This is a genomic window from Bowmanella yangjiangensis, from assembly GCF_018531185.1.
GTDB lineage: Bacteria > Pseudomonadota > Gammaproteobacteria > Enterobacterales > Alteromonadaceae > Bowmanella > Bowmanella yangjiangensis.
The window spans coordinates 257,027-278,895 of record NZ_JAHDJU010000003.1; the positions used below are offsets into that span (position 1 = coordinate 257,027).

Consider the following 21,869-nt stretch of genomic DNA (forward strand, 5'->3'; position numbering starts at 1 on the left):
CCTTATTAACGAGACGAATGTTGCCCGGCCTGTTGCCTTGCTTCGGTCAATTTTTGGCTCAGGGATTTGAGCGCAGGATCGGCAAACAAGGCTTCCAGCGTCGTGCTGAGCTTACGCCGCCAGTTGGGATATTCGTCACTGGTGCCTGGCACATTCACCGGTGCATCCATCTCCAGCCAATCTTCCAGTTGCAGACTAAGCAGTGCACTGCTGCCTTTGGCCATATGCAGCTGCATGCCCTGATTCAGGGCATTACTCATCCCCACCTCATCGACCTGCCCACTAATTGAAGAAGCGATGCTGCCGTGGCCATGTAATGAGTCGAGAATACGCTGTTTGTTGTCGTGCCTGGCGTGGAATAGCCCTTGTAATAGCGCTTCAGAGGGGTACAAACCTAATTTTTGCCCGAGTTCCAGGTCAAGGCAATGCCAATAGCCGGTTAGCGTCGGCATATCGTGGGTGGTCAGAGTAGACATTGATTGAACCGGATAATGGGCCGGTGAGTAAAAGCCGCCATCCTGAGCTTGTTCAAAGAAAAACACCCGATACGAATAAATACCGTTATCCGCTAATTTACTGCGGATTGCATCGGGCACCGTGCCTAAATCCTCGCCGATTACCATGACCTTATTACGCTGACTTTCCAGTGCCAGAATACCCAAAAGATCATCCACCGGGTAATACACATAACCGCCCTGTTTGGCACTGTCTCCCCTGGCCACCCACCACAGTCGCAGCAACGCCATCACATGGTCAATACGTAGGGCACCACAGGAGCGCATATTGGCGGCAAATAAATCGATAATAGGCTGATACGCCTGCAGGTAGAGCTGCTGAGGATCCATCGGCGGCAATCCCCAATTTTGCCCAAGCGGCCCAAGGACATCCGGCGGTGCACCAATACTGGCGTTGGTGGCATACAGGGATTGGTTGCCCCAAATCTCAGCACTGCCTTCACTGACACCTACCGCCAGATCCCGGTACAGTCCGATGCACATTGCATGTTTTTCCGCCACCTGATGGGCTTTTTCTAATTGGCGCGCAGCCTGCCATTGTAAAAATTGATAGAACAACACTTGCTCAGCATGCTGCTTGGCAAATGCCTGAACTTTGGGTTTGTGAAATTCCGAATAGGCAGTTGGAAATACCGGCCATCCCCAATACGGCAGCCCTTGCGCTTTAAAATGCGCTTGCAGAGCTTCGTATGTGGCAAGCATCTTAAGGCTTTCACCACCTTCTTCGATAAAGCGATAAAACCCCTTTGCCAGGGCTGAATTAGAAGCCAAATCACTGGCCTGAAACTGTGCGAACAAAGGTTCTAGAACGGCCAGTTTTAACTCGGTAACCAATTGATAATCGACATATTCACTGGCTCTCGCCTGCGATAGCTGTTGTTGAAACAGCTTTTGCTGACAGATGGATTGAATGCCAGGCTCATGAAAGCCTTCAATAGCCGTCACGTCCAGATAAATAATATTCAGCCAGCGGCGCGATGACGGGCTGTACGGACTGCACGCGTCGGGGTTAGCAGGATACAAGGCATGGATAGGATTGAGTCCGATGAAATGCGCGCCCTGCCCTGCGGCTTTTTCGAGCAATTGGCATAGATCACTAAAATCCCCGACTCCCCAGTTATTTTCACTGCGCAGACAATATAGCTGTACGCTTAGCCCCCACACTTTGCCCCCATCGGCAATAGCGGGTGGCGTGTAGCAAGCCGCTGGCGCAACAATCCAGCGCATCATGGCCAGAGTTTGCTCGTCCTCGGCCAATAACGAAAGTTGGTGGTACCCCGGCGGCAATGGGCTGTTAAAGCACAGCAAATATTCCTGAAACTCATCGTCCTGTACCTCACCGACATTGATCAGCTCACCGTCACTGGGTACCACGGGCTGATCAATAACATTGCCACTCTCACAGTTCAGACGTAACAGGTACCTGTCGTTAACCAGTTCGATAGGCAAACGTAAGGTAAATAGCAAAGGTTCGTCCACCCGGTTAACCTGCACAGGATCCAGTGCTCGCCACCAGACCTGCTGACGTTCCTGCTCCAGCTTGTCGACAAGCGCACTGTCGTCATCGACCGGGTAGCCCATGGCGGCCAAAAGCTTAATTTTGCTGGCAGCGTCGATATGTGCCGGGTTACCCCAGGCATCGATATAATCGGACTCAATACCTCTGATTTCTAACAGTCTATCGATAACAGATTGGTTCATGGGTTTCGAATCGCCATACTAAGGATGCAATCATCCGGTTGATGTTTACGCTAACAGACTGTTTTGCTGAGTGAAAGGTCTGCTGACTTGGATGCAAAACCCGTCTCGTGCGAAAAGTGGCTGTGGCGTTGCCAGGCAACTCCGTTACGTTATGCCTGGCCGCTAGCCAGAGCATGAACGGATACCAGACTACAAGCTAGTTAAGAATTACAGGCTAGTCTATGGGAATACGATTGCATTAATATTTTTTTGTAATTTAACAACAATACAAGGATGAAGCTTTGCCTTGTCGTTCAGTTTGATCCATAATTTCTGTAATTAAATTTCAACAAGTGCAAAAAAGCCGAGGAATGTCATGACCATCAAAGTTGCCATTAACGGATTCGGACGTATAGGTCGCAACGTACTGCGAGCTCTGTACGAATCAGAAAAACACTACGACCTGAAAATCGTTGCCATCAACGACCTGGGTGATGCCTCTATCAATGCGCATCTGGTTAAATATGACACCGCACATGGTCGCTTTGCTGCTTCTGTTCGTCATGACGACGAAGCCATCTATGTCAATGATGACAAAATTAACATCTATTCAGAGCGTAACCCGGCAGACCTGCCTTGGGGCGAGCTGGGTATTGATGTGGTGTTCGAATGTACAGGTTTGTTCACCAAGAAAGCCGACGCCGAAGCACATATTAAAGCTGGTGCGCGTAAAGTCCTGATTTCAGCTCCTGGCACCGATGTCGATGCCACAGTGGTCTATGGGGTAAACCATGATGTGTTGACCGGTGATATGACGGTTATCTCTAACGCATCTTGCACTACTAACTGTCTGGCGCCCATTGCCAAGCCTTTGTATGACGCACTGGGTATCGAAAGCGGTTTGATGACCACCATTCACGCTTATACCAACGACCAGCGTTTGAGTGACGTGTATCACACCGATGTGCGCCGTGCCCGTGCAGCGGCTATGTCGATGATCCCATCAAAAACCGGTGCGGCTGCCGCCGTAGGTTTAGTGGTACCAGAGCTGAAAGGTAAGTTCGATGGCATGTCAGTACGTGTACCTGTTATTAACGTATCTTTGGTTGATCTGAATTTTATCGCCGGTCGTGAAACCAGCGTCGCAGAAGTTAACGAGATCATCGCCAAAGCTGCTGCAACCGCGCCTATGAGTGAAGTGCTGAATGTAAACGAACAGCCACTGGTTTCCGTTGACTTCAACCACATTCCTTATTCGTCAGTGTTCGACGCCACCCAAACTAAAGTTCAAGGTAAGCTGGTGAAAGTCATGTCTTGGTATGACAACGAATGGGGCTTCAGCAACCGTATGCTGGATAATGCTCAATACTGGCTTAGCCTGTAACACTGAGATATCCTCAAGGCAGCCACCCGGCTGCCTTTTTTATGTCCATGGATGGACGGTATGTCGATGTTGCAGGGAGCTTTCATCGACGATGTCCAGGGATGGACGGGCAGAAAATTGCTCCTGCATTTTCGGCACTTCCACCATCCATGGCGGTCGTATGTTAATGTAGCAGGGAGCTTTCATCGACCATGTCAGGGAATGACGGTATATCGAAGTAAAAAGGAATAGTTGTCAGCTTTATTTATGCGTTTTTGGCCAGGTAGAAGGAGCCGCCGTGAAACTTTCCACCCATGTTTTTCAACGAATCTCCGATCAGGGTATGCCCATTATCAGTGTGGATAATCCACAGGCCAGTCTGGAGCTGTCGTTGTTTGGTGGCCATGTACTCAGTTACATGCCCAAAAGAGACAATCGCCAACGATTGTGGATGAGCCCTAAGGCCGTGATGGATGGCAGCAAGGCTATACGTGGCGGTATTCCTGTCTGCTGGCCATGGTTTGGTGCCGCTGCAGAACCCGCGCTGCCCGCCCATGGTTTTGTGCGAGACCAAATGTGGCAAGTCCTACGCGTAGATGACGACAATGATCTTACCCGCATTCAACTACAGCCTGAGTTTAGCCATCTGGCAGGCGGCGGGCAGTTGGAACTCATGCTGGAACTGCTGATTGGTGAACAGCTGACTGTTAATCTCGTCACGCACAACCGCCAATCTAAGTCTTTGCGCTTTGGTGGCGCCCTGCACAGTTATTTTCGCGTAAAACACATCGATCAGGTGGTGGTTGATGGTTTATCCGGTGCTTACATGGATAAGGTCGGTAATCTTTTAGTGGAAGAGACGCCCAGCCCCTATGTTATTACGCAGGAAACCGACAGAATTCAGTTAAATGCCGTGTCTGACGTCCATATCCGTGAGGCCGGGCAGCAAACAGCGATTGGATTTAGTGGGCACGACAGCATTGTGGTTTGGAACCCGTGGCAGGATAAAAGCGCGCAAATGGGCGATATGACGACAGATGGTTACCAGCAGATGCTCTGTATTGAAGCCGCTATTACACAAGGCATAGAGTTAGCCCCAGGTCACAGCCACACCCTGACACAAATCATTGGCTAAAAATAAAGCCGGCTTTTGCCGGCTTTGTTCTATTGTCTTTTTGCTTAAGCTGACGCACTGTCTACCGCGGCGGCACCTTTCACCGCTTGGCTAGCCAACTCAGTGATCTTGGCCCAGTTACCCTCAGCCACCACATCATCAGGGGCCAACCAGGAACCACCTACGCAACGCACATTCGGCAGTGCCAAGTAATCCAAATAATTATTTGCACCTATACCACCGGTTGGGCAGAACACCACATCCGGGAAGGGGCCACCAATAGATTTTAATGCTTTAATGCCACCTGACGCTTCGGCCGGGAAAAATTTAAAATGGGTATAGCCCAAATCACGGCCTTTCATCAGCTCAGAAATTGAAGAAATTCCTGGGATCAAGGCGATTTTAGAGGCATTACCGGCTTCCAACAGTTCAGTTGTCAGTCCTGGGCTGATAGCAAACTTTGCCCCGGCTTCGGCCACTTGCTTAAGCTGCGCAGCATTAGTCACAGTGCCGGCCCCAATTAAGGCTTCAGGTACTTTGTCAGCAATCTCACGGATCACGTCAATGGCGGCTGGCGTACGCAGTGTCACTTCCAGCACACGAATGCCACCATCAATCAAGGCTTTGGCCAAGGGCACGGCATGCGCCACATCTTTGATCACCAGCACAGGTACCACAGGTCCTTGAGCGAACAGTTGCTCGGAAGAAATCATCCAATCTTTAGTCATCGAGATTAACCTTTAAAATGCTGGGTCAAGTAAGCGGCCGTGCCAATCAGGCCGTGATCCGGTTCAGTAATTACAAATGTGGGAATGGCTGCCACATAGTCTTTGAAACGCCCTTTTGCTTCAAAACGCTGACGGAATTCACTGTCACGTAAGAAATCAACAAAGCGCGGCACTATGCCCCCGGCGATATATACACCGCCAAAAGTGGCCAGATTCAATGCCAAATTGCCACCGAAGCTGCCCATCACCCGACAAAACTGCTGCAGTGTCGCCAGACACAACTGACATTCACCACTTAAGGCTTTTTGCGTGATATCAGCAGGCTCGCTAAGCTCAGCGTTCTGCCCCGCGTGTTCAGCCAGGGCCTGATAGACCTGCACCAAACCGCGACCGGAGAGGATCTCCTCGGCAGATGCATGGCCATGTTTTTTATTCAAGAAGCGCCAGATAACCAGGTCCAGCTCGTCGATGGGGGCGAAGTCCACATGACCGCCTTCGCCATCCAGGCACTGCCAACCGCTTTCGATAGCAGTCAGATGACCAACCCCTAAACCTGTACCAGGGCCGAACACCGCAATATTCTGTCCAGCCTGCGCCTGGCCGCCACCGATTTGTACCTTCTGCTCGTCGGTCAACACTGGCAGCGACATGGCAATGGCGGTGTAATCATTAATCACTTCCAGACAATCCAAGGCCAACTCGGCTTTCAGGGCCGACTTGGAAAACTGCCAGTTGTGGTTGGTCATTTTGATCAGGTCTTTGTCTACCGGACAGGCAATGGCAATACAACCTGCGGCAAACTTAAGCGCTGGAAAGTTTTGTGTATAAGCACGAATGGCATCGGCGATAGTGGCATAGTCATTACACAGGTACTTTTTAACCTGTGTAATCTGACCATCCACGACTTGCGCTAGGCGGATATTAGTGCCGCCTACGTCTGCCACAAATTGGGCTGTCATAGCGCTTGTACCTGCTTAACAAACAAGGAACAGGCGCCCTCTTCGGCACCGGTTAAGCTGGCGCGCATACCGGCAAACAGCTCACGCCCCATACCTTGTAAGTGGTTGTCCAAGGACGCCAACTTCGTCTCGCGACGGGCCAATTCTGCTTCATCTACCAATAGGGTCAGTTCACCATTTTCGGCATTCAGCTCAATGATGTCGCCGTCCTTGACCTTGGCCAGCAGTCCGCCGTCATAGGCTTCCGGGGTCATGTGGATAGCTGCTGGGACCTTACCTGACGCGCCAGACATACGGCCGTCGGTGACCAGGGCGACCTGATAACCACGGTCTTGCAACACACCAAGAGGTGGTGTCAGGCGGTGTAATTCCGGCATACCAATGGCTTTTGGCCCTTGGAAACGCACCACCACGATACAGTCTCTGTCCAACTCACCGGCTTTGAAGGCGCGATCCAGGTCAAACTGGTCTTCAAACACCACAGCCGGGGCTTTGATATGGGTTTTACCATCGCGCAGTGCCGAGGTTTTAATCACACCGCGGCCCAGATTCCCGTTCAGTACCGCCAGACCACCGTCAGGTTTAAACGGCGCACTCACCGATGAGAATACCGAGGTATCCAGGGAGGTTTTCGGGCCGTCTTTCCATACCAGTTCACCGTTTTCCAGCACCGGCTCTTTGGTGTACTGCTCCAGGCCTTTGCCGCAGATAGTGTTAACATCGTTATGCAACAACCCGGCATCCAGCAGCTCACGGAACAGCAGTGCCATACCGCCAGCCGCCACAAAGTGGTTTATGTCGGCCGAGCCGTTGGGGTAAATACGGGTCAGCAGAGGTACCGCATTGGAAATATCAGAGAAGTCATCCCAGTTAATCAGGTAGCCCGCTGCACGTGCCACTGCTACCAAATGCATAGTGTGGTTAGTTGAACCACCGGTTGCCAGCAGTGCCACCAGGCCATTGACGATACTCTTAGCATCGACAATATGGCCAATAGGCATGTAGTTATCACCCAGGTCAGTCAGACGAGTTGCCTGTACTGCCGCAGCACGGGTCAAGGCATCACGTAGCGGCGTACCTGGATTCACAAAGGATGAACCCGGCAAATGCAAGCCCATCACTTCGACCACCAACTGGTTACTGTTGGCGGTACCATAGAAGGTACAAGTGCCGGCACTGTGGTAAGACTTAGATTCGGCTTCCAGCAACTCTTCACGTGTTGCCTTGCCTTCAGCATAGGCCTGACGTACCCGAGCTTTTTCCTTATTCGGAATACCGGAAGGCATAGGGCCGGCCGGCACAAACACGGTCGGCAGGTGGCCAAAGGCCAGCGAGCCAATCAGTAATCCAGGAACGATCTTGTCGCAGATCCCCAGCATTAGTGCTGAATCAAACATATTGTGAGAGAGTGCCACAGCCGTAGATTGCGCGATCACGTCGCGGCTCATCAGGCTGAGATCCATACCAGGGTTACCTTGTGTCACGCCGTCGCACATGGCGGGTACGCCACCGGCAAACTGCGCCACACTGCCCACCTCAAGAATCGCTTCCTTAATTAACCGCGGATAGTTTTCGTAAGGTTGGTGCGCGGATAACATGTCATTGTAAGAAGATATAATGGCCACGTTAGCTTTAGTCATACTGCGCAAGCTGGCTTTGTCGTCGCTGTTACAGGCGGCAAAACCGTGCGCCAGGTTGCCACAAGACAACACGCCGCGATGCGGCCCCTGACGACGGGCTTTTTCAATTTTGGCCAGATACTCAGCGCGCGTCGCTTTGCTTCGCTCAATAATGCGTTCGGTAACTTCCTGGATGGTGGGATGCATAGTTCTCTCCTAGGGTGCCCACACCAATTCCACATCGGCACGTTGCAGTACCGCGCGTATGGGCATCTCAAATTCATCTGTACCGGCCAGTGCCTGATTAAGCACGACCTTTTTGCCTTCACCGGTCAGGTGTAAAAATATCTTTCGGCTATCCAGCAGCGCGGCCAGAGACAACGACATACGCCAATGAGGCGCTGTGGTTGGCTGTACGGCCAAGTATGGCTGTGGATAGTTGAGATCCAGCCCCTGCGCAATTTGCGCTGAACATGGGAACAAGGATGCGGTATGCCCGTCCTCGCCCATGCCCAAGATCACGACATCAAAAGGCACTGGAATCTGTTTAATTTCGCTTACGCAGCCTGCCACGCCTTGCTCGGCACTGTCGGCAGCGTTTTTCAAACCAACAAAGCGCGCCGCTGCGGCTTTATTTTTGAGTAAATGACCACGCACCATCTTCTCATTGCTGGCGTCGTCCGAGGCATCCACCCAGCGCTCATCGGCGAGGCTGATCACCACCTTGGACCAATCCAGGTCTTGTTCAGACAGCTGGGCAAACATCCCCTGTGGGGTACGGCCACCAGACACAATCAAGCTGGCCTTGCCGCGCGCGGCAATGCCTTCACGCAGCAAGTCGGCAATTTTTGCAGCGAAGCCGCTATTTAACGCGTCTACCGACGGGAAGTTAGACTCTATCATCTCTTACTTCCTAGCTTGCTTTCATACCAAGCGCGACCATCGCGAGCCATCAAAGCGATAGACGCAACAGGTCCCCAGGTACCGGCCTGATAAGGCTCAGGTGGCTCGTTGCTGCTTTCCCAGGCACCAATAATGCTGTCAACCCAGGTCCAGGCTTGTTCGATTTCATCACGACGCACAAACAGCGCTTGGTTACCTATCATCACTTCAAGCAACAGCTTTTCGTAAGCATCGGCAATACGCTCATCACCGAAGGTTTCCGAGAAACTCAGGTTCAACTTGGATTTTTGCAGGTTCATGGAACTGGAGCCGGTCAAGCCTGGCACCTTGTTCATCACGGTGATTTCCACCCCTTCATCAGGCTGCAAACGGATGGTCAGCTTATTCGGTGGCAGTTTGGCAAAACTGTCTTTGAACAAGTTATGCGGCTGCGGCTTAAAGTAGATAGCAATTTCGCTGACCTTAGTCGGCATACGCTTGCCTGTGCGCAAATAGAAAGGCACACCCGCCCAGCGCCAGTTATCCACTTCCACTTTCAGTGCAACAAAGGTCTCGGTTTCACTTTTCTGGTTGGCATCTGGCTCGTCCAGGTAACCCGGGACTTCTTTACCTTTAACAAAACCACCGGTGTACTGACCACGAACTGTCTTCTCGCTGATATTGCCGCTGTTGATGGGGCGCAGCGCTTTAAGTACTTTGAGCTTTTCGTCACGAATGCTGTCAGCATCCAATGTCGTTGGCGGCTCCATGGCAATCAGGGTCAGAATCTGCAACAGGTGGTTTTGCACCATGTCACGCATTTGTCCTGCTTCGTCAAAGTAGCCCCAGCGCCCTTCGATACCTACGGACTCAGCCACACTGATCTGTACATGATCGATACAGTTGTGGTCCCAATTGGTAGCAAAAATACTGTTGGCGAAACGCAGGGCAATAAGGTTCAGTACCGTTTCTTTACCCAGATAATGGTCGATGCGGTAAATCTGATTCTCATTAAAGTACTCAGCAACTTGGTTGTTGATGACTTTGGACGTCGCCAGGTCATGACCTATGGGCTTTTCCAGCACCACACGCATACTTGGGTCAATAATGCCGGCTTCATTCAAGCCTTTACAGATATCGCCATAAATAGAAGGCGGAGTAGCCAAATAACAGACCATAGTGCGGGCAGCGTTGACATGGCTTTTGAACGAGTCGTAGCTTTTCGCATCCTGCATATCCAGACAAACATAGTCCAGCTTGGCAGAGAAACGGCTCCAGGTATCCTCACACAGTGTTTCACCGCTGAATTTCTCAATATTTTCCCGGACCATGGCTACGTATTCCTCGTCACTATGCTCGTGACGCGCTACGCCGATAATCTTGGTATCACTGTGTACCAGATTCGCTTTTTCAAGCTGGTATAAAGATGGTAAGAGTTTGCGACGTGCCAGGTCCCCTTTGGTACCAAAGATCACAAAGTCGCAAGGTTCAACAGTATTTTCCAACACCATGTGGTTTCAACCCGATTAAAATAAAATCAAAAAAATTACCAAAACGCGGTAAATTTACTAAATAACCATCGGTTGACTTGGTAAACTTCCCGTTAGTAAACATCAAATGTAGTAAAATTACAACTTGACTTGTAAGTTTTTACGCAGGCCTGCCAAGCATTCCCACGAAAGTGGGCGAAAAAGCTAGCAAATCTGTCAAAAACTTACAAAAATAGACTCTTACAATTATAAGTAGATTCTGCAGCGCCTATGAACATTCTTGAAAAAATCAGCCAAAGCCAAGCTTTGTTCAGCAAGTCTGAACGTAAAGTCGCGGAAGTTATTATGGCCAACCCACAGACGGCCATACACTCCAGCATTGCCACGCTGGCCAAGATGTCTAATGTCAGCGAGCCCACCGTTAACCGGTTTTGTCGCCGCCTGGACACCAAGGGATTCCCCGACTTTAAACTGCACCTGGCACAAAGTCTGGCCAATGGTACACCTTATGTGAACCGTCACGTTGAGGAATCCGACGGGCCGGACGAGTATACCAAGAAGATATTCGAATCTACTATGGCTGCGCTGGAAGTTGCGCGCCAATCTCTGGACGTCAATATCATCAACCGCGTGGTGGACTTGCTTACCCAGGCGCAGAAGATTTCATTCTTCGGCCTCGGTGCTTCCGCCTCGGTAGCCCATGACGCCCTGAATAAGTTTTTCCGTTTCAATGTACCTGTGGTGTATTTCGATGACATTCTGATGCAGCGCATGAGCTGTATGAACAGCTCAGAAGAAGATGTGGTGGTGCTGATTTCCCACACCGGCCGCACCAAAAGCCTGGTTGAAATCGCCCAGATTGCCCGTGGTAATGATGCCACGGTAATAGGTATTACCTCCAAAGACAGTCCTCTGGCGAAAGAGTGTAGCCTGGTTATTTCATTGGATGTGCCAGAAGACACTGATATGTACATGCCAATGGCATCACGTATCGCCCAGTTGACCCTGATTGATGTACTAGCAACTGGCTTTACCTTGCGTCGCGGTACCAAATTCCGTGAGAACCTAAAACGAGTGAAAGACACCCTGCGCGAGTCCCGATACGACAAAAAACAGGGTTAACGGGTAAAGGCGTTGGTTAACCGCCAACGCCTGGCCAATTCTGGCGAGCCTGTAGCTGTTCCTACCAGATATTCTGTTAAAAAGTTTCACAGGCAACATGTTTTTCGCTAGAATTCTGTAATAAAATTACAGCAATAAGTGCTGTACACTGTCCTTCAGAGATTCAACCGGGTTGGGCCATTTGCCCGACCTGTCACAAAGCGAGCGAATCAAAACATGTTAAGAAGAACCAAGATCGTTGCGACACTGGGCCCCGCCACCGACACAGATGAAAGAATTGAAGCCGTTATTGCCGCGGGCACTAACGTAGTGCGTATGAACTTTTCCCATGGCACCGCCGAAGATCACATTAATCGCGCTAAGCGGGTTCGCGCAGCTGCAAAGCGATTGGGTAAGTACATTGCCATTTTAGGCGACTTACAAGGTCCCAAAATCCGTGTAGCCAAATTTGCTAATGGCCCGGTTGATCTCGCGGTAGGTGCAGATTTTATTCTGGATGCCGATCTTGGCCGTGATGAAGGCGATCAGCAGCAAGTGGGTATCGATTACAAAGCCCTGCCTCAAGACGTTAATCCTGGCGATATTCTGCTGTTAGATGACGGACGTATCCAATTGCAGGTGACGGAAGTGGTGGGTAACAAGGTACACACCAAAGTAACCGTTGGTGGCAAGTTGTCCAACAACAAAGGCATTAACCGCCAAGGTGGCGGGTTGTCAGCCGAAGCCCTGACAGATAAAGATAAAGAAGATATTAAAACCGCGGCGTTGATGGGCGTGGATTACCTGGCGGTGTCTTTCCCCAGAAATGGCGATGATCTGCGCTATGCCCGTCAACTGGCCGAAGCGGCAGGTTGCCAGGCCAAAATTTGCGCCAAGGTAGAGCGTGCTGAAACTGTTGCCAGCGATGAAGCTATCGATGACATCATTTTAGCCAGTGACGCGGTGATGGTAGCCCGTGGCGATCTGGGTGTGGAAATCGGTGACGCCGAATTGGTCGGCGTACAGAAGAAGTTGATCTCTCGCAGCCGCCAGTTAAATAAAGTGGTGATCACTGCCACCCAGATGATGGAGTCGATGATTTCCAGCCCGCTACCAACTCGTGCCGAAGTGATGGACGTGGCGAACGCTGTGCTGGATGGTACCGATGCGGTAATGCTGTCGGCAGAAACTGCCGCCGGTCAATTCCCGGTGGAAACGGTGAAGGCCATGGCGCGCGTGTGTGAAGGGGCAGAAACTCACCCCAGCGTGAAAATATCCAAGCACCGTATCGACGAGCATTTCAGCTCAATCAGCGAAACCACCGCCCTGTCAGCTGTGTATGCGGCTAACCACTTATCCAGCATCAAGGCCATTGTCGCCCTGACGGAAAGTGGCGGTACCGCGCGTTTGATGTCTCGTATTACCAGCAGCCTGCCAATTTATGGGTTATCCCGTCATCAACAGTCTTTGAATGTGATGGCCTTGTACCGCGGCGTCAAGCCGGTGTACTTTGACTCCACTGGTAGCGTACCTGGCCAACTGAAAAATGACGTGATTGCCTGTTTGCAAGAATTGAATCTGGTTGAGTCTGGCGATCAATTCATCATGACCTACGGCGATGAAATGGAAACCGAAGGGGCGACTAACGGCTGCAAAATTGTGGTTGTGCCCTAAGCATATTATCAATGGCAGGTGGCCCAATAGGCTGCCTGTCATATCTCCCCCAATAGGCTGCCTGTCATATCTCCCCTGCCCTTGCCTTAAAAATAGCAATCCTGCCAATCCAACAACATATGGATCACCAGTCCCACGCCAATCCAGCGCGTCTTGGGTAACAAAGCCAACACCCCATACAAGATAAACCACGGCCATTGATGCAAAGGGTGAAAGCCAATACTGCAACGCTCAGGGTCATAAATGGGAGTCGCCAGTAAATGGTCAAGGTCCACCAGCATAGTCAGCATCATAATAACAAAGGCTCTTCGCCACTGTTTACCGGCAAGGCTTAGAGCAATCAACAGCGGGATCAGGCCATGCAGCAGAATATGCAGCATCAGTCTTTTTTCACCTTGGCCTTACCCGCAGCCGCCAACATGGAGCCAAGCATCACCATACCGGCGCCAATATAGGCCCATTTATCCAGTTCACTGGCGACAAAATGGTCTGGCCAAATCCACACGGCCATTTCCATGCTGGCAAAGGTAAACAGTGGCGCCAGTGCAATCACGGCGCTGACCTTAGAAGCATGCCAGACATTCAGCGCTTCGGTAAACGCACCGTAAGCCACTACGGTATTGGCGCAGCAGAACAACAGCGCAAACACCTGCAAGGTATTAAGCTGAGTTACCGAGGCCAGATCAGAAAACGGCAACAACGCTAGCCCACCGGCACAGTATAGAATCAGGGTCAGTTGTTTGGCGGTGACAGCTTTGAGTAATACCTTTTGCGACAAGGCGTACCAGGCCCAGGTGATAGACGCCACCACAATCAACAGTACACCCTGAGTGTATTCGCCCAATGAATTGAACAATACAGGTAAACGGTCATTAAAAAACAACATCAGCCCGGACACCAGAATCAAAGCGCCCACGGTTTCCAGGCGGTTGAAATGCTCTTTGTAGATGATGATCCCACCTACCATTAACAGAAATGGTGCCAGTTGGATCACCACCTGAGCCGTTTCCGGATTCAGGTATTCCAGCCCTTGCAGGTAAAGTACATAGTTGGCAATCAGGCCTATGGCAGCGGCAGCGATCAAAAAGTTATTGCTGCGACTGATAGCGCGCATGGGAGGAAAAGCTTTGGCTTTGTATAGCATCAAACCCACCACCAGCGCCGCCGCAGTGAAGCGGTACCAAGTGATGCTGATGGCATCCATCACTTCCAGACAAAGCTTAAGCGCAACTGGCAACATGCCCCACAGCACCGCCGTAAGCAGTGCCAAGCCAAACCCATACCAATGCCTAACGACAACTGTTTGCATAACCGCTCCAACAAGGGTGTGTGCGACGGACAGGGGTGCCCGTCACTAAAGCGCCGCGAAAGCGGCCAATGGCTTACTGTTTTTTGTTTATCTGGTGCTTACGTACGGCACGACGCATACGGGATATGCGCACGTGATCCAGGCGCTTTTTATCCTCGGCGGCCAGCAAGGTTTCTTTTTCCGGAGGCAGCTTAGCGAGTTTACGCAAGGCGTTAACGTCCTTAAGCTGTAACTCAACCCAGGCACCTTGTGGCAGGCGCTTTTCTAATTCCATATCACCGTAACGTACGCGGATCAGACGACTAACTTTAACGTCCTGGGATTCCCACATACGGCGAACTTCGCGGTTACGACCTTCGCTTAAGGTGACATTAAACCACTGGTTCATGCTTTCATCATCACCTGGATGGCGACGAATAGTGGTAAATTTGGCATCCCCGTCTTCCAGCTTAACGCCGGTTTTCAGTCGACGAATCATGTCATCTGTCACTTCGCCAAATACGCGCACTGCGTACTCGCGTTCCACTTCATGACTGGGGTGCATCAGGCGGTTAGCCAGTTCACCATCGTTGGTAAACAGCAACAATCCGCTGGTGTTGATATCCAGACGACCAACGGCAATCCAGCGGCCTTGTTTAATGCGAGGAAGACGGTCAAAAACGGTGGAACGCCCTTGCGGGTCGCTACGACTGCAGAGTTCCCCTTCCGGCTTGTTGTACATCAACACCCGGCAAATGGGCTTCTCGGTTTGGATATCCAACAGCTTGCCATCAACCCGAATTTTGTCTTCGGCTTCAACCCGTTGACCCAGCGTGGCAAGTTGTCCATTAACAGACACCCGGCCTCCGGTAATCCACTTTTCCATCTCCCGACGGGATCCGACACCGGCATTGGCCAGTACCTTCTGCAGTTTTTCGCTCACGTGCGCCTCGCGTTCGCCATATTCCCAATGAACATTAGCGTTAAAAAGGCCGCTATTCTACTCGCCAAGCTGGTTATGCACCAGCCTTAGTGTAGCTCTTCGTTATCCAGCTTTTGCTCGCTATGCACAGCAGTAGGATCAGCAAGTGCCGCAAAGTCCAGTTCTGAGGGTAATTCGTCCAGATGGCCGAGGGAAAAATAATCCAGAAAAGCTTTGGTTGTCGCATATAAGGCGGGGCGGCCCGGCACTTCTTTGTGCCCGACAACCTTAATCCAGCCTCGTTCACTGAGGGTCTTAATAATATGTGAGCTGACCGATACCCCGCGTACATCTTCAATCTCGCCACGGGTGATGGGCTGGCGATAGGCAATCAATGCCAGGGTTTCCAGCAAGGCACGGGAATAACGAGGCGCTTGCTCCTGCCAAAGTTTGGACAGCCAGGGAGCCAGACTGTCCATGGACTGAAAACGATAACCACTGGCCACTTTTACCAACTGCACGCCGCGGGGGCGATAATCCAGTTGCAGCTCATCCAGAATGCTTTTCAGACGTTTCTGACCGACGTTTAAATCCAGCAGCACGGTTTCTTGCAATCTCTCGGCACTAATGGGGGCATCGGCCACAAAAATAGCCGCTTCCACCAGTTGTTTTAGCTGCTCATTAGATATCCGTGCCATAGGCATCCTCTCGTTGTTGGCGGGCTTTTACATGGATCTGGGCATAAGGAGCAGCTTGTACCAGCTCAATCAGCGACTCTTTCACCAACTCCAGTACGGCCAGAAAGGTCACCACCACACCGGCCCGCCCCTCTTCCAGGGTAAACAACGCTACAAAGGCGACAAACTGCTCTTCGCCATCCAGTCTTTCCAAGATGGCACTCATACGCGCTCTGGTAGAGAGTGCTTCGCGTTTAATATGGTGATGCTCAAAGGCAGCAGCACGCGTCAGTACATCCTGAAAACTCAATACCAGCTCCTGCAAGGTAACAGTAGGTAAAATGCGGATGGGCTGACAATTATCACTGGTTTGGGCGCCCGCCAGGAAAAAGTCTCGCTCCTGACGCGGCAAGGTATCCAGCTCTTGAGCGGCCTGTTTAATGGCTTCGTATTCACGCAAGCGACGAATCAGCTCAGCCCTTGGGTCTTCCTCGTCCTCCGGCGCATCAGCTCGTCTGGGCAGCAGGACCCTGGACTTAATCTCAGCAAGAATGGCCGCCATTAGCAGATACTCACCGGCCAGCTCCAGTTTAAGATCTTTCATGACCTCAACATATTCCATGTACTGACGGGTAATTTGTAGGACCGGCAAGCTGGCAATATCGAATTTTTGCTTGCGAATCAGATACAGCAATAAATCCAGAGGCCCTTCGAAGCTTTCCAGAATCACTTCCAGGGCATCAGGGGGAATATACAGGTCTTCAGGCCTTTCCAGGAAGGCTTCGCCATGCACAAAGGCCAGTGGCAGCGGCTGCTGCACCGGCCCTCGGGTCAGATTGTCATTGGGCGGGTCCAGGGGCTCAGACAAAGGCGGAAACGTCTCCCTCACCTTCACGGATCACCACACATTCACCTTCGGAAAGATCCAGCACGGTGGTGGGATGTTCGCCAAGATGGCCACCATTTATGATGAGATCTACCTGCTTTTCCAGCATATCGCGGATAACTTCTGGGTCCGACTCGGCCACATGGTTACCAGGTAAAATCAGCGAGGTAGACATTAACGGCTCGCCCAGTTCTTCGAGCAGCGCCAAGGCAATACGATTATCCGGCACACGAATACCAATGGTTTTGCGCTTAGGGTGATGCAGGCGTTTCGGTACATCCTTGGTGGCCTTCAAAATAAAGGTATAAGCTCCAGGGGTGTTGTTTTTAATCTGTCTGAAGGCCTGATTATCTACTCTGGCGTACACCGACAATTCCGACATATCGCGACACATCAACGTAAAGTTATGATCTTTACCCAGCTCGCGAATACGAATAATACGCTCAAGAGCTTGCTTGTCGTCGAGATGACAACCTATGGCATAGCCAGAATCGGTGGGATACACCACCACGGCACCATTTTTTATCATATCCACAGCTTGCTTCATCAAGCGTTGTTGAGGGTTGTCCGGATGGACATAAAAAAACTGACTCATTCACTGGCTCAGTAAACACAGATACCCTAATGGTGGCATAAGTGATTGGCATGGCAAGCGCTTTTTGCGCTTTACCCGCTTACTCTGTGGCGCTTGCCGGTGCCGACCAGCTTTGCCAAACCGGCACTAACTCGGGATCCATCTGCAAGTTGCGACCAAGCTCCGTCCAGCGGCCGGGAAAATGGAAATCAGAACCTACAGAGGCTTGCAGTCCATATTCCTTGGCATAGCTGGCGAGCTGGCGCTTCATATCCGGCGCTAATTGCGGGTGGGTGACTTCCATACCATGGCCACCCGATTCGGCAAAAAACACCAGCAAACGGCGCAACCATTTGGCAGATAAATCGTACCTGGCCGGATGGGCCAGCACGGCTTTGCCCCCGGCCTCCTGGATCCACTGAATAGCGTCGGGAATTTCCGGCCACTGTGGTTTAACAAAGGCGCGCTTGTCTTTACCCAGATACTTTCTAAACGCATCCTCATGGTCTTTTACCGCGCCCCGTTTAACCAGCGCCCTGGCAAAGTGGGAACGGGTTAATTGCCCTACGCCAGCCAGGGCTTTGGCATCCGCATAGATGCCCTCAACACCGGCCTTAGCGAGCTTTTCTGCCATTTCCTGGGCACGCTTTTCACGCGCTTCGCTCTGGCCTGCTAATCGCTCCAGCAGTTTGGGATCCTGGTGATTAAGATTCAGTCCCAGCACATGAATATCAAAGCCATGCCAACGGGTAGATATCTCTACCCCAGGGATCAGCCACAACGGCCTTTTTTGCGTTTGCTGGTAAACTTTAGCCTCTTCAATGGCGGCAACCGTATCATGGTCGGTTATGGCCAGCGCATCGAGCTGCATGTTATGCGCTCTGTCCACCAATTCACGGGGAGATAAGGCCCCATCAGAATGATGAGTGTGGCTGTGCAAATCTATTTTCATCTTTTCCCACATTGGCTATTGACAGGACATCTATTTTGTTTTCTTCTATAAAGCATCAAGATTATAACAATTTGGTACGAACAGCGTACCTCATTCAGGCAAAGAATCCATGAACATCAACGCAATCAACACAATTTGGTGGTGGCACAACCCGAACTAGCGGGCTGTGTGCGTTTGTGCTTGGAAAAGCATTCTGAAGGCCCGCATCTGCGGGCCTTTTTTGTTTTTATACTATCGGAACGGGAACATGAGTTTAGCGCAATTAAGTGAGCATCCAGGGAAGGTCGAGACCCTGATTGTCTCAAGCCAGTATCAGGCGAACCCTTTAAATCTCTATCAACAGCTGTGCCATAACAAGGCGAACAGCCTGTTGTTGGAATCGGCAGAAATCGACAGCAAAGACGACCTCAAAAGCCTGCTACTGGTCGATGCAGCTCTTAAACTCACCTGTAACGGCCACACTGTTACCGTGCAGGCGCTGACCGATAACGGTAAAGCCCTGTTGCCGCTGTTGGTCAGTCAAAGTCATGCCAGCCAGGTTCAACAAACCAGCGATGACGCACTGACACTGACTTTCGCTGCGGCTGACAGCCAACTGGATGAAGACAACCGCCTTAAAGCTAAATCGGTATTTGATAGCCTGCGTACCCTGGTCAATCAGGTGCAGCCACTGCGTCAGCATCCCCATGCGGTATTTCTGGGCGGCGCCTTTGCCTACGATTTACTGGCAGGTTTTGAAGCCCTGCCAGATGTGCCCAATGGCGCCAACACCTGCCCGGACTTTGTGTTCTACCTGGCCGAAACGCTGATTCTGATAGACCATCAAACCCAGACTACCGATATTATCGGCAGCGTGTTTTCAGGCAGTAATGTGGCGCAAAATTACTTTGCTGTCAGCCAGCGCTTAGAGCAGCTTAACCAGCAACTAATACAAGGCGGCAGCTATCATCAGCAGGCTGTGCCCCGGGTCAGCCGCGAGCAGCTTAGCGTGGATAAAAGCGATGAGACCTATCAGCAGGATGTACGCGCACTGAAGGAGCATATTCTGGCCGGTGATATTTTTCAGGTTGTGCCGTCCAGAACGTTCAGCCTGCCCTGCCCCGATCCGCACCTTGCCTACGCTAAACTCAAACAACAAAACCCCAGCCCTTATATGTTCTTCCTGCAAGATGAGGCTTTTTGTATTTTCGGTGCCTCACCTGAGTCGGCCCTCAAATACTGCAGCCAGAGCAATCAGGTAGAGGTTTATCCCATTGCCGGTACCCGACCACGGGGCTTTAATCCCAATGGCAGTATCAATATGGATCTGGATAGCCGCATCGAGCTGAATCTGCGCGAAGACGAAAAGGAAAAAGCCGAGCACCTGATGTTAGTGGATTTGGCCCGTAACGATATTGCCAGAGTGTCCGTACCCGGCAGTCGTTATGTGAAGGACTTACTCAAGGTCGACCGCTATTCGCAAGTGATGCATCTGGTTTCCCGTGTAGTGGGTCAGCTTCGCCCGGATCTCGACGCACTACACGCCTATCAAGCCTGCATGAATATGGGCACGCTGGTCGGTGCCCCCAAAGTATCCGCCGCCAGACTGATTCGTGAAGTAGAAAAACAGCGCCGAGGCAGCTATGGCGGCGCTGTAGGCTATCTGAACAGTCAGGGCGATATGGACACCTGCATTGTTATTCGCTCTGCTTTTGTGAAGCAAGGTACCGCCTATGTGCAGGCTGGCGCCGGTGTGGTGTATGACTCGGATCCGGTCAGTGAAGCCAATGAAACCCGCAGTAAAGCCCAGGCGGTGCTGCGTGCCATAGTGGACGCGCATCAGGAGAAATTGGCATGAACAAGCCCCACGTTTTTTTGCTCGATAACTTTGACTCTTTCACCTACAACTTGGTGGATGAAATGCGCTGTCTGGGCTTTGACCTGACCGTGTATCGCAACAATCTGGATGCCGAATTTATTTTCAAGCAGATGCAGGCCTGCCAGGGCAATGCCTTGTTAATGCTCTCCCCTGGCCCAGGTACCCCCAGCGAAGCAGGTTGTATGCCGGCGCTTTTAAAGCTAGTGCAAGGGAAATTCCCGGTGCTGGGCATTTGTCTTGGCCACCAGGCCATTGTTGAACACTATGGTGGTGAAGTGGGTCGTGCCGGCGAAGTAATGCATGGTAAATCCTCCGCGATCAACCACTGCCAGGACAAAATGTTTAAGACCCTGCCGCATCCGCTGCCCGTGGCTCGATATCACTCGCTGATGGCCACCAAACTGGCCGAAGGGCTAGAGGTACTGGCCAATTATCAGCAGGTGCCCATGGCGGTCTACCAGGCACGAGACAATATGCTGGGCTTCCAATTCCACCCAGAGTCCATTCTGACCTCACAAGGTAGTCAGTTGCTTACCCAAAGCATTGACTATCTGTGTAACCAACAAGGATAAACAAGATGCAAGACCAGTTAGAAAAGCTCTACGCCTTGCAGCCCCTGACTCAGGAGGAAAGCTTCAGACTGTTCAGTGAGGTAATTGAAGGCAACATGGACCCCATTGTACTGTCCTCGGTACTGACGGCTCTGAAAGTGCGTGGTGAAACCCCGGCTGAGATTGCCGGTGCCGCCTCAGCATTGGTCAGCCATGCGGCCCCCTTCCCGCGCCCTGATTACGAGTTTGCCGATATTGTCGGCACTGGTGGGGATGGCTTCAACACTCTGAATATTTCCTCATCCAGTGCTATTGTGGGTGCCGCATGCGGCATTAAAGTGGCCAAACATGGTAACCGTAGCGTGTCCAGTAAGTCAGGCTCGGCGGATTTATTCCGCGAGTTTGGCCTGAACCTGACCATGAGCGCCGACACCGCCAGGCGCTGTCTGGATGAATCCGGTCTGTGTTTTTTGTTTGCCCCCAATTACCATGCCGGGATTCGCCATGCCATGCCGGTCAGAACCGCATTAAAAACCCGCACCTTATTTAATCTGCTGGGCCCCTTGGTTAATCCGGCCAAACCAAGCCATATGCTGATCGGCGTTTATTTACCCGAACTGGTCAGGCCCTTTGCCGAAACCTTAAAACTGCTGGGTTATCAAAAGGCCATAGTGGTCCATGGCAGCGGTTTGGACGAATTTGCGCTGCATGGCCCAAGCCAGGTGGCGAGCCTGGAAGATGGCGAAATTCGCGAATTCACCCTAACCCCAAGGGATTTCGGCCTGCCACAGCAGCCCATTAGCGCCATTACCGGCGCTGAGCCACAAGACAATAAACGCATGATTGAAGCGCTGCTAAGCGGTAAAGGCCAAGCCGCCCATTGCCAGGCGGTGGCTATTAACACCGGCGCATTGTTAACTCTAATGGGTAAAACCGACAATTTCGCCCAAGGTGCGGAAATGGCGATGGACATCATGCAAGGCCAAAAGGCTCTGGAATTAATTCAACTAAGCGCTGCCATCAGTCAGGAGTAAAT

20 protein-coding genes are annotated in these 21,869 nt (G+C 51.5%); 7 read left to right on the forward strand and 13 right to left on the reverse strand.

The genetic code is table 11. The annotated features are described in order from the left end of the window. Positions 1–5: 5 nt before the first annotated feature. The gene (malQ, locus tag KJY73_RS16765) at positions 6–2,216 is read right to left on the reverse strand and encodes a 4-alpha-glucanotransferase (RefSeq protein WP_214344876.1); all 2,211 of its coding nucleotides are present in this window, start codon (positions 2,214–2,216) and stop codon (positions 6–8) included. A gap of 355 nt (positions 2,217–2,571) precedes the next feature. Here malQ and gap point away from each other — a divergent pair, with 355 nt between their 5' ends. Both gap and KJY73_RS16775 read left to right on the forward strand, forming a co-directional pair. After that, the gene (gap, locus tag KJY73_RS16770; protein ID WP_206595292.1) at positions 2,572–3,579 is read left to right on the forward strand and encodes a type I glyceraldehyde-3-phosphate dehydrogenase; all 1,008 of its coding nucleotides are present in this window, start codon (positions 2,572–2,574) and stop codon (positions 3,577–3,579) included. A 277-nt stretch (positions 3,580–3,856) separates the two neighbouring features. After that, positions 3,857–4,693: a D-hexose-6-phosphate mutarotase gene (locus KJY73_RS16775; protein ID WP_214344877.1), complete on the forward strand. Its 837-nt coding sequence runs from the start codon at positions 3,857–3,859 to the stop codon at positions 4,691–4,693. A gap of 44 nt (positions 4,694–4,737) precedes the next feature. On the opposite strand, the gene KJY73_RS16780 is transcribed toward KJY73_RS16775, so the two are convergent. From KJY73_RS16780 to zwf, 5 genes are read right to left on the reverse strand one after another with little or no spacing between them, the layout of a single operon-like run. Next, positions 4,738–5,400 (reverse strand): bifunctional 4-hydroxy-2-oxoglutarate aldolase/2-dehydro-3-deoxy-phosphogluconate aldolase, encoded by a 663-nt coding sequence (locus KJY73_RS16780; protein WP_206595294.1) that lies wholly within the window; start codon positions 5,398–5,400, stop codon positions 4,738–4,740. A 5-nt stretch (positions 5,401–5,405) separates the two neighbouring features. Further along, positions 5,406–6,359, reverse strand: coding sequence for a glucokinase (locus KJY73_RS16785; RefSeq protein ID WP_206595295.1), 954 nt, complete (start codon positions 6,357–6,359; stop codon positions 5,406–5,408). Next, the gene (gene edd, locus KJY73_RS16790) at positions 6,356–8,185 is read right to left on the reverse strand and encodes a phosphogluconate dehydratase (protein WP_214344878.1); all 1,830 of its coding nucleotides are present in this window, start codon (positions 8,183–8,185) and stop codon (positions 6,356–6,358) included. The genes KJY73_RS16785 and edd overlap by 4 nt, the downstream gene beginning before the upstream one ends. A gap of 9 nt (positions 8,186–8,194) precedes the next feature. Continuing rightward, complete coding sequence (gene pgl, locus KJY73_RS16795; RefSeq protein ID WP_214344879.1) at positions 8,195–8,881, reverse strand: 6-phosphogluconolactonase; 687 nt, start codon at positions 8,879–8,881, stop codon at positions 8,195–8,197. Then, positions 8,878–10,371, reverse strand: coding sequence for a glucose-6-phosphate dehydrogenase (gene zwf, locus KJY73_RS16800; protein ID WP_214344880.1), 1,494 nt, complete (start codon positions 10,369–10,371; stop codon positions 8,878–8,880). Before zwf ends, pgl begins: the two co-directional genes overlap by 4 nt. Before the next feature lie 249 nt (positions 10,372–10,620). Between zwf and KJY73_RS16805 the strand changes: the two genes are divergently transcribed. Together KJY73_RS16805 and pyk are read left to right on the forward strand one after the other, a co-directional pair. After that, the gene (locus KJY73_RS16805; RefSeq protein WP_206595299.1) at positions 10,621–11,472 is read left to right on the forward strand and encodes a MurR/RpiR family transcriptional regulator; all 852 of its coding nucleotides are present in this window, start codon (positions 10,621–10,623) and stop codon (positions 11,470–11,472) included. Positions 11,473–11,688: 216 nt separating this feature from the next. After that, complete coding sequence (pyk, locus tag KJY73_RS16810; protein WP_214344881.1) at positions 11,689–13,125, forward strand: pyruvate kinase; 1,437 nt, start codon at positions 11,689–11,691, stop codon at positions 13,123–13,125. 86 nt (positions 13,126–13,211) lie between these two features. On the opposite strand, the gene KJY73_RS16815 is transcribed toward pyk, so the two are convergent. The 7 genes from KJY73_RS16815 to KJY73_RS16845 all read right to left on the reverse strand — a co-directional run bounded on the left by KJY73_RS16815 (position 13,212) and on the right by KJY73_RS16845 (position 18,424). Continuing rightward, positions 13,212–13,505, reverse strand: a complete 294-nt coding sequence (locus KJY73_RS16815; protein WP_214344882.1) for a DUF6122 family protein — start codon at positions 13,503–13,505, stop codon at positions 13,212–13,214. Next, positions 13,505–14,434 (reverse strand): DMT family transporter, encoded by a 930-nt coding sequence (locus KJY73_RS16820; protein ID WP_206595302.1) that lies wholly within the window; start codon positions 14,432–14,434, stop codon positions 13,505–13,507. Before KJY73_RS16820 ends, KJY73_RS16815 begins: the two co-directional genes overlap by 1 nt. A 73-nt stretch (positions 14,435–14,507) precedes the next feature. Beyond that, complete coding sequence (gene rluB, locus KJY73_RS16825; RefSeq protein WP_206595303.1) at positions 14,508–15,356, reverse strand: 23S rRNA pseudouridine(2605) synthase RluB; 849 nt, start codon at positions 15,354–15,356, stop codon at positions 14,508–14,510. 86 nt (positions 15,357–15,442) lie between these two features. After that, positions 15,443–16,033 carry an SMC-Scp complex subunit ScpB gene (scpB, locus tag KJY73_RS16830; protein WP_206595304.1) on the reverse strand — a complete coding sequence of 197 codons (591 nt, stop codon included), beginning with the start codon at positions 16,031–16,033 and terminating at the stop codon, positions 15,443–15,445. Then, positions 16,017–16,880, reverse strand: coding sequence for a segregation and condensation protein A (locus KJY73_RS16835; protein WP_214344883.1), 864 nt, complete (start codon positions 16,878–16,880; stop codon positions 16,017–16,019). Before KJY73_RS16835 ends, scpB begins: the two co-directional genes overlap by 17 nt. Then, complete coding sequence (locus KJY73_RS16840; RefSeq protein WP_206595306.1) at positions 16,873–17,493, reverse strand: L-threonylcarbamoyladenylate synthase; 621 nt, start codon at positions 17,491–17,493, stop codon at positions 16,873–16,875. Before KJY73_RS16840 ends, KJY73_RS16835 begins: the two co-directional genes overlap by 8 nt. 79 nt (positions 17,494–17,572) lie before the next feature. Then, positions 17,573–18,424: a PHP domain-containing protein gene (locus KJY73_RS16845; RefSeq protein ID WP_214344884.1), complete on the reverse strand. Its 852-nt coding sequence runs from the start codon at positions 18,422–18,424 to the stop codon at positions 17,573–17,575. Between the two features lie 247 nt (positions 18,425–18,671). Between KJY73_RS16845 and KJY73_RS16850 the strand changes: the two genes are divergently transcribed. From KJY73_RS16850 to trpD, 3 genes are read left to right on the forward strand one after another with little or no spacing between them, the layout of a single operon-like run. Continuing rightward, positions 18,672–20,261 (forward strand): anthranilate synthase component 1, encoded by a 1,590-nt coding sequence (locus KJY73_RS16850; RefSeq protein ID WP_214344885.1) that lies wholly within the window; start codon positions 18,672–18,674, stop codon positions 20,259–20,261. Further along, complete coding sequence (locus KJY73_RS16855) at positions 20,258–20,854, forward strand: aminodeoxychorismate/anthranilate synthase component II (protein WP_214344886.1); 597 nt, start codon at positions 20,258–20,260, stop codon at positions 20,852–20,854. The genes KJY73_RS16850 and KJY73_RS16855 overlap by 4 nt, the downstream gene beginning before the upstream one ends. A gap of 5 nt (positions 20,855–20,859) precedes the next feature. Next, entirely contained in the window at positions 20,860–21,867 is a 1,008-nt protein-coding gene (gene trpD, locus KJY73_RS16860; protein ID WP_214344887.1) for an anthranilate phosphoribosyltransferase, read from the forward strand. The last annotated feature ends 2 nt before the right edge of the window (positions 21,868–21,869 follow it).